Source organism: Pseudomonas persica (assembly GCF_900291015.1).
Classification (GTDB): domain Bacteria; phylum Pseudomonadota; class Gammaproteobacteria; order Pseudomonadales; family Pseudomonadaceae; genus Aquipseudomonas.
The window spans coordinates 28,557-41,982 of record NZ_OLKL01000011.1 but is presented as its reverse complement, the minus strand read 5'-3'; the positions used below and the strand labels follow the sequence as shown (position 1 = coordinate 41,982).

Here is a 13,426-nt window from a genome sequence, read left to right as displayed (position 1 = left end):
ACATGGATACCTTGAGCTACCTGGGCCAGGGCTTCGGCGTCGCCCTGTCCCCCTACAACCTGGTCACCGCCCTGTCCGGCACGCTGATCGGTACCGTGGTCGGCCTGCTGCCGGGCCTGGGCCCGATCAACGGCGTGGCCCTGCTGATCCCCATCGCCTTCGCCCTCGGCCTGCCGCCGGAATCGGCGCTGATCCTGCTGGCGGCGGTGTACCTGGGCTGCGAGTACGGTGGGCGCATCAGTTCGATCCTGCTGAACATCCCCGGCGAAGCCTCGACCGTAATGACCACCCTCGATGGCTACCCGATGGCCCGTAATGGCCTGGCTGGCGTAGCGCTGTCGCTGTCGGCCTGGAGTTCATTCATCGGTGCGCTGATCGCCACCTGCGGCATGGTGCTGTTCGCCCCACTGCTGGCGAAATGGGCAATCGCCTTCGGCCCGGCGGAGTACTTCGTGCTGATGGTGTTCGCCATTGTCGCCCTTGGCGGCATGGCTGGCGACAAGCCGTTGAAAACCTTCATTGCCGCACTGATCGGCCTGTTCCTGTCGGCAGTCGGTATCGATGCCAACAGTGGCGTGTACCGCTTCACCGGCGACAGCGTGCACCTGGCCGATGGCATCCAGTTCGTGGTGCTGGTGCTGGGCCTGTTCTCCATCAGCGAAATCCTCCTGCTGCTGGAAAAGACCCACCATGGCCACCAGGCGGTCAAGGCCACCGGGCGCATGCTGTTCAACTTCAAGGAAGCGGCCTCGGTATTCGTGGTCAATATCCGCTGCGGCCTGCTGGGCTTCATCATGGGTGTGTTGCCAGGTGCCGGTGCAACACTGGCGAGTGCTGTGGCCTACATGACCGAAAAACGCCTGGCAGGGGACAAAGGCCAATTCGGCAAGGGCGACGTCCGTGGCCTGGCCGCCCCGGAAACCGCCATCGGCGCCTCCTGCTGTGGCGCCCTGGTACCGATGCTGACCCTCGGCGTACCCGGCTCGGGCACCACCGCGGTGATGATCGGCGCACTGACGCTGTACAACATCACCCCTGGCCCACTGTTGTTCGAACAGCAGCCAGACATCGTCTGGGGCCTGATCGCCTCGCTGTTCATCGCCAACATCATGTTGGTGATCCTCAACATCCCGATGATCCGCATCTTCACCCGCATCCTCGCCGTGCCGAACTGGGCGCTGGTGCCGGTGATCGCCATCATCACGGCGATCGGCGTATACGCCGTGCATGCCACCACCTTCGACCTGTTCCTGATGGTCGGCATCGGCATCATGGGCTATATCCTGCGCAAGCTGGACTTCCCGCTGTCGCCGATCCTGCTCGGCTTCATCCTCGGTGGGCTGATGGAGCAGAACCTGCGCCGGGCGCTGTCGATCTCCAACGGCGAACTGGGCATCCTCTGGTCGAGCCCGATCAGCATGTCGGTATGGGTACTGACCATTTGCATGCTGACCCTGCCGCTGCTGCGCAGCTGGCGCAAACGCAGCCTGGAGCGCCGGGCGATGGCCGATGCCTGATCGCTCGTTGCCGCTGTTTGTCGCAACCGGGCTGGTCGGCCTTGCTGGCGGTTTTGCCGCCAGCAAGGTCGGCTGGCCTTTGCCGTGGATGGTCGGCTCGCTGCTGGCGATCATCCTGGTGCGCTGTCTGACACCCTGGCAGCTGTCGGAAATCCCCAATGGCCGCAAATGCGGGCAGTGGATCATCGGCATCGGCATTGGCCTGCACTTCACCCCGGCGGTGATCGAGCAGGTGGCCAGCCATTTCACGCTGATCTTCTGCGGCGCGCTGTTCACCACCCTGTCCAGCGTGATCAGCGTATGGCTGCTGCGGCGCACCGGTGAGGACCGCGCTACCGCGTTCTTTGCCAGCATGCCGGGCGGTTCGGGGGAAATGGTCAACCTTGGCGCGCGCAACGGCGCGGTGCTCAGCCAGGTGGCGGCGGCGCAGAGCCTGCGCGTCCTGGCGGTGGTACTGTGCGTGCCGGCACTGTTCAAGTTCTTGCTGGGTGACGGCGTGCCGTTGAATCACACCGGCAGCGTGAGCTGGGGCTGGCTGGCGTTGATTGCCCCGCTGGGCGTTGCCGTCGCCTTGCTCTGGCAGCGCTTGCGCCAGCCCAACCCGTGGTTGTTCGGGCCATTGCTGGTGGCAGCCACGGTGAGCCTTGCCGGCGACCTGCAGATTGCCCTGCCCAATGGCGCCAGCCAGATCGGCCAGTGGCTGATCGGTAGCGGTCTGGCCTGCCACTTCAACCGGGCGTTCTTCCGCCGCGCCCCCTCGTTCCTTGGGCGCACCCTGGTGGCCACGGCGTTGTGCATGGCGATTGCCGGCAGCGCAGCCTGGGTGCTGAGCGTGATGAGCGCGCTGGATTTGCGTTCGCTGACGCTAGGGATGATGCCGGGCGGGATTGCCGAGATGAGCCTGACGGCAGAGACCCTGCAGCTGTCGGTACCGCTGGTGACAGCGCTGCAGGTGATGCGACTGCTGTTCGTGCTGTTTCTGGCAGAGCCGTTGTTCCGGCTGTGGAATGCAACCCCGGAATGACTGTGACGGTCTCTTCGCGGGTAAACCCGCTCCCACAGGGACCACACAGCCCCTGAGGGTAGTACTGTACCTGTGGGAGCGGGTTCACCCGCGAAGCAGGCAACGCGGTATGTCAGGCCTTCACAACGGCGGCAACGCCCAGTTGATCGGCGCCATACCCCGCTGCTCGAGGAAACTGTTGGTCCGGCTGAAATGCCCACACCCCAGGAACCCACGGTAAGCCGACAACGGCGACGGATGCACCGATTTCAGCACCAGGTGCTTGGTCCCGTCGATCAGCTTCTGCTTGCTTTGCGCATGCGAGCCCCACAGCAGGAACACCACGTTCGGGCACTGCTCGCTGACCACCTGAATGACCCGGTCGGTAAAGAATTCCCAACCCTTCTTGGCATGTGACGCGGCATTGGCGCGCTCCACGGTCATGGTCGTGTTGAGCAACAGCACGCCCTGCTCGGCCCAGCTCTGCAGGTAGCCATGATTGGCAATCGGGATGTTCAGGTCGCGCTGCAACTCCTTGTAGATGTTGACCAGCGACGGTGGCGTGGCCACGCCCGGCTGTACCGAGAAACACAGGCCATGGGCCTGGCCCGGCCCGTGGTACGGGTCCTGGCCGAGGATGACTACCTTCACCTGGTCCAGCGGCGTCGAGTTGAGCGCATTGAAGATCAACGGCCCTGGCGGGTAGATCTCTTTGCCGGCGGCGTATTCGCTGCGCAGGAACTCGCGCAGCTGATGCATGTAGGGCTGGTCGAATTCGGCGCGCAAGGCGGCCTTCCAGCTGGGTTCGAGTTTGATGCGATCGTCGTCAGTCATGGGGCCTTCCATAAACAATGGCGCGACACTAGGTAAGCCCTTCCCGCTTGTCAAACGATCCGACCGACGACCGGCATGTTTGGCCAGGCAAGCCATACTTGAGCGATGACTTGCACGAGGTAGTCCATGGCCATTCATTGCGAGGTACTCACCGGCGCCGATGGCGCCCGCATCGGCATCGCCACCCTGGATGCGCCCAAGGCGCTCAATGCCCTGAACCTGCCGATGCTCGAGGTATTGGGCGAACAGCTGCACACCTGGGCTCGCGACCCGGGGATCGTCTGCGTGCTGCTGCGCGGCAACGGTGCCAAGGCCTTCTGCGCCGGTGGCGATGTGCGGGCGCTGGCGCAAGCCTGCCGCGACCACCCCGGCAGCGTGCCCCCGCTGGCCGCCACCTTCTTCGCCGCCGAATACCGCCTGGACTTTGCCCTGCACACCTATGCCAAGCCGCTGCTGTGCTGGGGCCATGGGCATGTGCTGGGCGGTGGTATGGGTCTGCTGCAGGGCGCCAATGTGCGCATCGTCACCCCCAGCAGTCGGTTGGCCATGCCGGAAATCAGCATCGGCCTGTACCCGGACGTGGGCGCCAGCTGGTTCCTTGCCCGCCTGCCGGGCAAGCTGGGGTTGTTCCTCGGCCTGACCGGGGCGCCGATCAACGCCCACGACGCCCTTGATCTGGGCCTGGCCGACCGCTTCCTGGGCGAATACCAGCAAGAGGCGCTGATCGAGGAGCTGCTGCAACTTAACTGGCAGGAACAGACCGCCCTGCAACTGAACAGCCTGCTCAAGGCCGAACAGCACCGTGCCTGCGCCGAGTTGCCCGAGGCCCAGTGGCTGCCGCGGCGGCAGGTGATCGATCAGTTGCTCGACGTAGCCGATGCTGCCGCCGCCTGGCGCGCGCTGGAGGGGCTCAAGCACCACGACGACCCGCTGCTGGCAGATGCCGGCCAACGGTTGCATGAAGGTTGCCCGCTGACCGCCCACCTGGTGTGGGAGCAAATCCATCGGGCACGCCACCTGTCGTTGGCGCAGGTGTTCCAGATGGAATACAGCATGAGCCTGAACTGCTGCCGCCACCCGGAATTCAGCGAAGGCGTGCGTGCGCGCTTGCTGGACAAGGACAACCAGCCGCGCTGGCACTGGCCCGATGTGGCGCAAGTGCCGGCGGCGGTGGTCGAGGCGCATTTTGCCAAGGTGTGGGAGGGGCGACACCCGTTGGCTGATCTGGGTTGAACGCTGAAGCCTGGGGCGCAAAGCGCCCCGGTTTTCAATTCACCTACTGCTGCCAGTTGCCTCCTTGCCCGTGCCCACGCCGCCCATCCCAACGCCGGTCACCATCCCCCCGCCCATTGGAGTGCCAACGGTCATTCTGGTAGCGCTGGCTGCCACCGCGATAATCATGACGATCCCGGTCGCGCCCATAGTCATACCGCTGGCGGTTGCCATGGTCATAGCGTGGGTTGCCATGCCACTGCTTCATCCCCGGCTGCGGATGAGACCGGTAATGAGGCGCTGGCGCCGAGCGGTAGTAGTAGCGCGGTGCCGGCTGGTAGTAATAGCGCGGTTGCGGCGTTACGTAATAGCGGTCATAGCGGTAATAGTCCGGTGACACATAACGGTCGGAGTAGTAGTGGTCCGACCGGTAATAGCCCCCGCTCTCGTAGTACGGAACGCAGGCGGAAGTCATCAGCCCCAGCAGGGCGATCAACAGGATTCGATAAGACATGGCGGCCTCCTGGACCGCTGGAGTGCCCGAACAGCGGCGCTGGCGAGCGTCGATGCGAAATGCGATCATCGACATTGAATAAGACCGTGGCGCCGAAGTGCAGTGCCATTTCTGCAACAATTTGATACAGGAGAGCGGCAGCATGCATGACGACCAGCACTGCCCCGCCTGTGGTGCCCTCAACCAGTGCAGCCTGGCCGACCCGCGTCGGGCCACCCAGGCCTGCTGGTGCTACGCCGTGAGCATCGACCCGGCCGTGCTCCAGGCCCTGCCCGCCGATCTGCGCGACAAAGCCTGCCTGTGCCCGCGCTGCGCCGCCGTTGAAGAACAACTCCGCCCCCCCGCTTCCCTCTGACTGTTTGCCATGCGCCTCGACCGTTTCCTCGCCAACCTGCCGAACCACAACCGCCAGCAAGTCCGCCTGATGCTGGCGCAACACCGCGTGCGAGTGGATGGCCAGGTGGTCAGCGACCCGCTGGCCGAGGTCCGCGAATTCAGCCGCGTGGAGCTGGACGACCAACTGCTGCAGGCTGGCCGCCCGGCGCGTTACTTGATGCTGCACAAACCCGCTGGCTGCGTCAGCGCCACCCAGGACCGGCAACACCGCACCGTGCTCGACCTGCTGCCCAGCGCGTTGCGTGAGGACCTGCACATAGCCGGGCGCCTTGACTTCAACACCACCGGCCTGATGCTCCTGACCAACGATGGCCAGTGGTCACGGCGGCTTACCCAGCCCGCGACCAAGCTGCCCAAGCACTATCTGGTGGAAACCGAAGACGAGATTGGCGAGCACTATGTGGCCAAGTTCCTGGAAGGCTTCTACTTCGCTTTCGAAGGCCTCACCACCCAGCCCGCCCAGTTGGACATCCTCGGGCCGCGCCAGGCGCGGCTAGCCATCGTCGAAGGGCGTTATCACCAGGTGAAGCGCATGTTCGGCCATTTCGACAACAAGGTGGTGGGGTTGCATCGCGAGAGCATGGGAGCAATCCGGCTGGACCCGGGATTGGCGCCGGGGGCGTTTCGTGAGCTGACGGCGGATGAGATAGCCACGGTCTAGGTTGCCTGCCCCGGCCTCTTCGCGGGTAAACCCGCGCCCACAAGGTTTCCGCTGCCCTCGGGCGCGGCGCAATGCCTGCGGGAGCGGGTTTACCCGCGAAGAGGCCGGGGCAGACAGCCCAGGGTCGTCATACGACCGCTCAGCGACAAAAGTCACATTTCCGCCCGAACGGCACTTGCAGGATCGCCGACCCACTGCTTGAATCCAAATCGTCAGTCTGCATGTGACTACCAAGTCACGCCCGCAGTCGAAGACACCTTTTGCCGGCCACCCAAGGCCTCGATGCCTTGGGGCACAGCAAATTGCCCGCCAAAAACAATACCGTCGACGCAAGTGCCAAGGATCGACACAGGGCCCCCCGGTTTCTCTTCAGGCAAATGCCTACCTGTCATAAAGAACGTGCACCCTAGGTGACGCGAATACCCTTTTTGCGCCAGGAGTCGATGACATGAGGCCAGAAATCGCTGTACTTGATATCCAAGGTCAGTATCGGGTTTACACGGAGTTCTATCGCGCGGATGCGGCCGAGAAAACGATCATCATGATCAATGGCTCGCTGGCCACCACGGCCTCGTTCGCCCAGACGGTACGTAACCTGCACCCGCAGTTCAACGTAGTACTGTTCGACCAGCCATACGCGGGCAAATCCAAGCCGCACAATCGCCAGGAACGCCTGATCAGCAAGGAGACCGAAGCGCATATCCTCCTTGAGCTGATCGAGCACTTCCAGGCAGACCACGTGATGTCGTTCTCGTGGGGTGGCGCAAGCACGCTGCTGGCGCTGGCGCACCAGCCGCGGCACGTGAAGAAAGCAGTGGTGAGCTCGTTCTCGCCGGTGATCAACGAACCGATGCGCGACTACCTGGACCGTGGCTGCCAGTACCTGGCCGCCTGCGACCGCTATCAGGTCGGCAACCTGGTCAACGACACCATCGGCAAGCACCTGCCGTCGCTGTTCAAGCGCTTCAACTACCGCCACGTCAGCAGCCTGGACAGCCACGAGTACGCGCAGATGCACTTCCACATCAACGAGGTACTGCAGCATGACCTGCAGCGGGCCCTGAACGGCGCGCGCAACATCGACATCCCGGTGTTGTTCATCAACGGCGACCGCGACGAATACACCACGGCCGAAGATGCCCGGCAGTTCGGCAAGCATGTGGGCAAGAGCCAGTTCAGCGTGATCCGTGACGCGGGCCACTTCCTCGACATGGAAAACAAGACCGCCTGCGAGAACACCCGCAGCGTCTTGCTCGGCTTCCTCAAGCCGACTGTGCGCGAGCCTCGTCAACGCTACCAGCACGTACAACAGGGGCAGCATGCATTGGCCATCTGAGCGCATCGGTGCCCTGTAGCCGCCCCCGCAGGCTATGGGGTGCCGACAAGCTTTTTTTATAACTCGGGCTTCTAATTCGTGAGGGGTTCTGGTAAAAAGTGCAGCGCAGATGCGGGTATAGTTTAGTGGCAAAACGAAAGCTTCCCAAGCTTTAGTTGAGGGTTCGATTCCCTCTACCCGCTCCACCCCCTTGATCCATGATTTCTCAGCTCGCCCCCTCCCTCCTGCTTCTCCCGCTCAAGCGTCATTCTCGCTGAGTCAACCTCCTCACAAAACGCGAAAGCCTTCTCTTCCAGACCGCCTGAAAACCAGTCGGAGCTCCAACTCATTTACTCCCTTCGCATGTGCATTAGCGTTTTTGTATCACAACCTCAAAATATTAATGATTTGGACAGAGAATTAGCGTTTTGAGTGAGCCTATCCGTTAATATTTCAGGATAAGATCAACGAAATGTTAGTGTTTTTTTGAGCTCCCGTTAAAGGACTGGACGATTTCAGGGAAGCTCAAAAAGCAGTACCCCCAACTTGAGGATGAACGCCGGGCCGCTCGCATTCTGGAGGCCGTCCGATCCGCCTTTGAAGATTGGGAAGCGACCGACGCCGGCGAGTAGAGATCGACCAGGTGCCTCTCGCCCAACTGTTCCGAATGGGTTGGGAGGACTTCTGGAAGTGGACGCCCAGAGGGATACCGGGCATCTGCGTTGCCTGCCCAAAACGTTAATTTTCAATAAAAAACGTTAACGTAGAGGATAGTCCTGGCCAAAATACTAACGGAGCCATCTTCGGCTCTTTTTTCGTTTCTGCCCGCCGGCTTGATCTGCCACATCGCCATTTGCCTGCCGATCCGTTTCAATGCGCAGATGGATTCATGAAACATTTCGAAAGGACGACGCATGTTTCTCTCCCGATGGCTACCGGGCCTTGCCAACCTGCTGCACTACCGCCGCGAGTGGTTCCACGCCGACTTGCAGGCCGGTCTTTCGGTGGCCGCGATCCAGATTCCCATTGCCATCGCCTATGCGCAGATCGTCGGCCTGCCTCCGCAGTACGGCCTGTACGCCTGTGTGCTGCCGATGATGGTCTACGCCCTGATCGGCAGCTCACGCCAGCTGATGGTCGGCCCCGACGCCGCCACCTGCGCAATGATCGCCGGCGCCGTGGCGCCCTTGGCCATGGGCGAGCCACACCGGATTGCCGAACTGTCAGTGATCGTCACCCTGCTGGTCGGGGTAATGCTGATTGCCGCCGGCGTGGCCCGGGCCGGGTTCATCGCCAGCTTCTTCTCGCGGCCGATCCTGATCGGCTACCTCAACGGCATCGGCCTGAGCCTGATCGCCGGGCAATTGTCCAAGGTGGTGGGGTTCAAGATCGAGGGCGACGGTTTCATCCTCAGCCTGATCAATTTCCTTCAACGCCTGGGCGAAATCCACTGGGTGACGCTGCTCATCGGCCTCGCCGCACTGGGCCTGCTGATCTGGCTGCCACGGCGCTACCCACGCCTGCCCGCGGCACTAACGGTAGTAGTGCTGTTCATGCTGCTGGTCGGCCTGTTCGGCCTTGATCGCTTCGGCGTCGCCATCCTCGGCCCGGTACCTGCCGGCATCCCGCAGCTGGCCTGGCCACACAGTAACCTGGCCGAAATGAAAAGCCTGCTGCGCGACGCCCTGGGTATCGCCACCGTCAGTTTCTGCAGCGCCATGCTCACCGCCCGCAGCTTCGCCGCCCGGCACGGCTACGCGATCAATGCCAACCATGAATTCGTCGCCCTGGGCGTAAGCAACCTGGCAGCTGGGGTTTCCCAGGGCTTTGCCATCAGCGGCGCCGACTCACGCACCGCGGTCAACGACATGGTCGGTGGCAAAAGCCAGCTGGTGGGCATCATCGCTGCGCTGGTCATCGCCCTGATCCTGCTGTTCTTCACCGCGCCGATGGCGTGGATCCCGCAGGCGGCGCTGGGCGCCGTACTGCTGATGGCCGGCTGGGGGCTGATCGATATCAAGTCGCTGGGGCACATCCGTCGCCTGAGCCGCTTCGAGTTCTGGCTGTGCCTGCTGACCACGGTCGGCGTGCTGGGCCTGGGTGTGCTGCCCGGCATCGTATTTGCCGTGACCTTGGCGATCCTGCGCCTGCTGTACAGCATCTACCAGCCCACCGACGCGGTGCTGGGCTGGCTGCCGGGCACCGAAGGCCAGGTGGACATCCACAAACACAAGGATGCCCGCACCGTGCCAGGCCTGGTGGTGTACCGCTTCGACGACGCGATCCTGTTTTTCAACGCCGACTACTTCAAGATGCGCCTGCTCGAAGCAGTGCAGAGCCAGGACCAGCCCAAAGCCGTGCTGTTCGATGCCGAAGCGGTAACCAGCATCGACGTCAGCGGCATCGCCGCCCTGCGCGAAGTGCGCGACACCTTGGCAGCCCAGGGCATCTTGTTCGCCATAGCCCGCGCCCGCGGCACCTTCCTGCGCATGCTGGTGCGCTCGGGGATGGCACGGGAGATGGAAGACAAACTGCTGTTCGGCTCGGTGCGGGCGGGCATCCGCGCATATCGGGTGTGGCGTAACAGGAGTCGCAGCGTGGAGGTGGCTGAGCAAGGTTGAAGAGATGCATTGTTGCCACTGGCTCTATCGCCGGCAAGCCAGCTCCCACAGGGTTGGCGCATGGCTCAAGGCCGGTGCGGTCGAGGTGGATGCAACTGTCTTGCTCAAATTCCAAAGGTGGCGCGATCCCTGTGGGAGCGGGTTACCCGCGAAGAGGCCGGCATTGCCACACAAGGCCCTTGCCTGGAGACCAACCCTCGCACACCTTGCATGACATGCTAAAGTCGCCCCCGTTCCCGCTCCACCCAACGGACCCCAGCATGCCCGCACTCGACGCCACCCTCACCCCCTGGCCAGAACTCGCCGCCCGCCACCCTTGCGACGCCCTGCTGCTGGGCAATGGCGCCAGCCGCGCGCTGTGGAAGCCGTTCGGCTACTTCTCTCTGTTCGAGGAAGCGCAACGCGCCGGGCGCAAGAAAGGCCTGGCCATCAGCGACCAGGCACTGTTCAAGTCGCTGGGTACGGAACTGTTCGAGCCGGTGCTCAGCGCCCTCAACACTACCGTGCGCGCCAACGCCGCGCTGGCCATCAACTCCACCGCGCCGCTGAACCGCTACTATTCGATCAAGGAAGCGCTGATCCACGCCGTACGCACGGTGCACCTGCCGTGGCCACTCATGCCGGCCACGACCCTGGCAACCCTCAACCAGGCCCTGCGCGGCTACCGCAGCGTCTATACCAGCAACTACGACCTGCTGCTGCCATGGGCCGTGCAACACGCTCCGCACGGCTTCGCCGAACTGTTCGACGAGCAGGGCTTCTTCGACGTGCGCCGCACCAGCGGCGAAGGCACCCGGGTGCTGCACCTGCATGGCGGCCTGCACCTGCTCAAGCTGCCCGACGGCACCACCCGCCAACGCAGCGCCGACAGCACCGAACTGCTCGATGGTTTTGCCGTGAACATCCCTGGCGAAGTGCCACTGTTCGTCAACGAAGACCGCAGCGACGAGAAACTGCGCGCCATCCGCAACTCGGATTACCTGGGCTGGTGCCTGGGGCAACTGGCGCGGGAAAGCCAGGGGCTATGCCTGTTCGGGCAGCACCTGGACAGCAGTGACCAGCACCTGCTCGAAGCCATCCGGCTGGCCCGCTCGGCGCATCTGTCGATTGCCATCAGGCCGTTGAGCGAGGCATCGGTGATCAACCAGAAGCAGCATTTTGTCGATCGCTTCGGGGATATGCCGGGGACAGTGCTGCATTTCTTTGATGCCAGTACGCATCCGTTGGGGCAAGCAGCGTTGGCTATTGAAGCACCGCTCCCCCATAGGTGAAGCAGCCCCGTTAACGCTGTCTGACAGGCATCAGGGCTTGCCCGCTGAACCACTCGGCCCCATCAAGGGGCCGATGCCGTCGTCACCTGCACGACCGGGCCAACTGCAACTGGCTCGGGCATCGCTACATTGCCGCCCATCTGGCGGATTTGCCGAATCTGCTGGACCCTGTTCAGGTTTTCCCAGGCGACGGGATAGTGCCCCGGCGACAACTCGATTGCGCTGCGGAAAAACTGCTCGGCCACATCCAGCTTGCCTTCCACCAGGCAGACATAGCCGACATCATTGCTGGCCTCGGCACGCTTTTCGACCTGTTCGAAGGCAGACACCGCCTCCTCATAGCGCCCCATGCGCGCCAGCAGCAACCCATAATTGCGCCACAGCGGCTTGTAGGTGCCGTCATAGCTCACACCACGTTTGTAGCGGAGTTCGGCATCGGCCCATTGCCCGGCCATGTAGTAGGAATACCCCAGGCTGTTCTGCACCAACGCCGAACGTGGATCAATGAGTTCGGCCAGGCGGTAGTACGTCTGCGCCTCGGCAAAGTTTTCGCCCAGATCCGCAAGCACCCCCAGCCCGTTGTATGCCTTGAGCGGTGACTTGCTGTCGACCCGGAGCGCAGCCGCCCCGGCCTGGGTGTTGGCCGGGTCCTTGGTGAAGCGCTTCTGATCCACGGCAACTGCCTTCAACAGCATCGCCTTGGCTTGCTCATGTTTACGCATGGACAGATTCAGCAGGCCCATTTCCGTCAGGGCATCGGGGTTTTCAGGCGCCTTGCCCAGCACCTCGGTGAAGGCCATCTCGGCCAGCTGGTTATTGCCCCGTTCGCGGTGGATACGGCCAACCCAGACCAGGGCTTCATAACGTTCGGGCGCCAGCTCAAGGACGCGCAGGTACTGGTACAGCGCCTGGTCCAGGTCACCGGCCTGGTAGGCCATCGCCGCCATCTGCATCGCCTGGTCGGGCGAGTTGCTCTGCGACTGCACCTGGTAGAGCACCGAGTTGCCAGCGGAGTAGACAGAACGTACCCCATTCAAGTCTGACCCCGTGCTCTGGCAACCCGAGAGCACGGCTGTCATGGTCAACAGCAAGCTGATCCTTTTCATGTCATGGCTTCCCGAACGTTTTAAGTATCCCGATGATCACCGGGCCGATGGCTACCAGAAAGAAGCTTGGCCACAGACAGAAAATTAGCGGAAAAACCAGCTTGGTTCCGATTTTCGCGCCCATTTCCTCGGCGGCCTGCATGCGCCGGTCACGAAACTCCTCGGCATAGATACGCAAGGTAGCCCCTACGCTGGTGCCGAAGCGGATACTCTGGGCCAACAGGCTGACCAAGCCCTGGATGTCTTCCAGCCCGGTGCGGTCCGCCAGTTGCCTGAGCGCTTCGGTACTGGAAATACCGGCGCGGATCTGCGCATTGACCAACGCCAGTTCCTCGGCCAGCTCGGCCTGGCTGACTGCCATTTCTTCGGCCACTCGCTCGATAGCCTGGGGCAACGCCAAGCCCGACTCCACGCAAACCACCATCAAGTCCAGGGCATCGGGGAAGGCCGCACGCAACCGCCCCTGTCGAGCCTTCTTGCGCTTGTCGACATACACCGCCGGTAGCAGCCATCCGACGGCCGCTCCCATCAGCACCACACCGATGATCGTGATCGAGGAAAGGTTGGGAACCAGTGGCAGTGTTAACAGCGAGATACCCATTAGCATCAACGGCAGCAGCAAACGCACAGCCCAGTACACCTGTACCGCTGACGCCGAGCCGTAACCCGCGTGGGTCAACAGGGTTCGGGTGGCCGACACCTGCCCCTCCGCAGACGGGGTAACGCGCCGACCGACCCGTTCCAGTAAAAGCTGCAGGTTGCCTGGCGCCTCGCGCCCGGCCGCAGCGCTGGAGTGGTCACGCTTGATCAATGCAAGACGGCGTTGCAGAGGGCTCTGCAGGCCCAGCACCAGTAACGTCACTGTGATCACTGCAATGACCGTACTCATCCCGATCGCACCAACGATCAGCAGGCGTGCCAGTGCCTCACTGTCCGTCACCCTACTCAACAAACCGAGCAAATAGTCCATGACCGA

13 protein-coding genes and 1 tRNA gene are annotated in these 13,426 nt (G+C 62.8%); 9 read left to right on the top strand and 5 right to left on the bottom strand.

Annotated features, from left to right (window positions below; translation table 11 throughout):
* Positions 1-2 precede the first annotated feature (2 nt).
* Both FQ664_RS05820 and FQ664_RS05815 read left to right on the top strand, forming a co-directional pair.
* The gene (locus FQ664_RS05820; protein ID WP_144170797.1) at positions 3-1,517 is read left to right on the top strand and encodes a tripartite tricarboxylate transporter permease; all 1,515 of its coding nucleotides are present in this window, start codon (positions 3-5) and stop codon (positions 1,515-1,517) included.
* Positions 1,510-2,541, top strand: a complete 1,032-nt coding sequence (locus tag FQ664_RS05815) for an AbrB family transcriptional regulator (RefSeq protein ID WP_144170796.1) — start codon at positions 1,510-1,512, stop codon at positions 2,539-2,541. Before FQ664_RS05820 ends, FQ664_RS05815 begins: the two co-directional genes overlap by 8 nt.
* A gap of 120 nt (positions 2,542-2,661) precedes the next feature.
* On the opposite strand, the gene ung is transcribed toward FQ664_RS05815, so the two are convergent.
* Positions 2,662-3,354: a uracil-DNA glycosylase gene (gene ung / locus FQ664_RS05805; protein WP_144170795.1), complete on the bottom strand. Its 693-nt coding sequence runs from the start codon at positions 3,352-3,354 to the stop codon at positions 2,662-2,664.
* A gap of 126 nt (positions 3,355-3,480) precedes the next feature.
* Here ung and FQ664_RS05800 point away from each other — a divergent pair, with 126 nt between their 5' ends.
* A complete protein-coding gene (locus FQ664_RS05800; RefSeq protein WP_144170794.1) occupies positions 3,481-4,587 on the top strand; it encodes an enoyl-CoA hydratase/isomerase family protein in 1,107 nt (368 codons plus the stop codon).
* 43 nt (positions 4,588-4,630) lie between these two features.
* On the opposite strand, the gene FQ664_RS05795 is transcribed toward FQ664_RS05800, so the two are convergent.
* Positions 4,631-5,080, bottom strand: coding sequence for a hypothetical protein (locus FQ664_RS05795; protein WP_144170793.1), 450 nt, complete (start codon positions 5,078-5,080; stop codon positions 4,631-4,633).
* A 142-nt stretch (positions 5,081-5,222) separates the two neighbouring features.
* Here FQ664_RS05795 and FQ664_RS05790 point away from each other — a divergent pair, with 142 nt between their 5' ends.
* From FQ664_RS05790 to FQ664_RS05775, 4 genes are all read left to right on the top strand, one after another.
* A complete protein-coding gene (locus tag FQ664_RS05790; protein WP_144170792.1) occupies positions 5,223-5,435 on the top strand; it encodes a cysteine-rich CWC family protein in 213 nt (70 codons plus the stop codon).
* 9 nt (positions 5,436-5,444) lie between these two features.
* On the top strand, positions 5,445-6,137 hold the full coding sequence (locus tag FQ664_RS05785; protein WP_144170791.1) for a pseudouridine synthase: 693 nt from the start codon (positions 5,445-5,447) through the stop codon (positions 6,135-6,137).
* 448 nt (positions 6,138-6,585) lie between these two features.
* Positions 6,586-7,473: a (R)-3-hydroxydecanoyl-ACP:CoA transacylase gene (gene phaG, locus FQ664_RS05780; RefSeq protein ID WP_144170790.1), complete on the top strand. Its 888-nt coding sequence runs from the start codon at positions 6,586-6,588 to the stop codon at positions 7,471-7,473.
* 111 nt (positions 7,474-7,584) lie between these two features.
* Positions 7,585-7,658: transfer RNA gene (locus tag FQ664_RS05775), tRNA-Gly, on the top strand.
* 539 nt (positions 7,659-8,197) lie between these two features.
* Here FQ664_RS05775 and FQ664_RS27185 read toward each other — a convergent pair.
* Positions 8,198-8,368: a hypothetical protein gene (locus FQ664_RS27185; protein ID WP_178090951.1), complete on the bottom strand. Its 171-nt coding sequence runs from the start codon at positions 8,366-8,368 to the stop codon at positions 8,198-8,200.
* On the opposite strand from FQ664_RS27185, the gene FQ664_RS05770 reads away from it, so the two are divergent.
* Entirely contained in the window at positions 8,367-10,073 is a 1,707-nt protein-coding gene (locus FQ664_RS05770) for a SulP family inorganic anion transporter (protein WP_144170789.1), read from the top strand. The genes FQ664_RS27185 and FQ664_RS05770 overlap by 2 nt on opposite strands.
* 260 nt (positions 10,074-10,333) lie before the next feature.
* A complete protein-coding gene (locus tag FQ664_RS05765; protein ID WP_144170788.1) occupies positions 10,334-11,344 on the top strand; it encodes a DUF4917 family protein in 1,011 nt (336 codons plus the stop codon).
* Positions 11,345-11,406: 62 nt separating this feature from the next.
* Here the strand turns inward: FQ664_RS05765 and FQ664_RS05760 are convergent, their stop codons facing one another.
* Both FQ664_RS05760 and FQ664_RS05755 read right to left on the bottom strand, forming a co-directional pair.
* Complete coding sequence (locus FQ664_RS05760; protein ID WP_144170787.1) at positions 11,407-12,450, bottom strand: tetratricopeptide repeat protein; 1,044 nt, start codon at positions 12,448-12,450, stop codon at positions 11,407-11,409.
* 1 nt (position 12,451) lies between these two features.
* On the bottom strand, positions 12,452-13,420 hold the full coding sequence (locus FQ664_RS05755; protein ID WP_144170786.1) for a type II secretion system F family protein: 969 nt from the start codon (positions 13,418-13,420) through the stop codon (positions 12,452-12,454).
* Positions 13,421-13,426 lie beyond the last annotated feature (6 nt).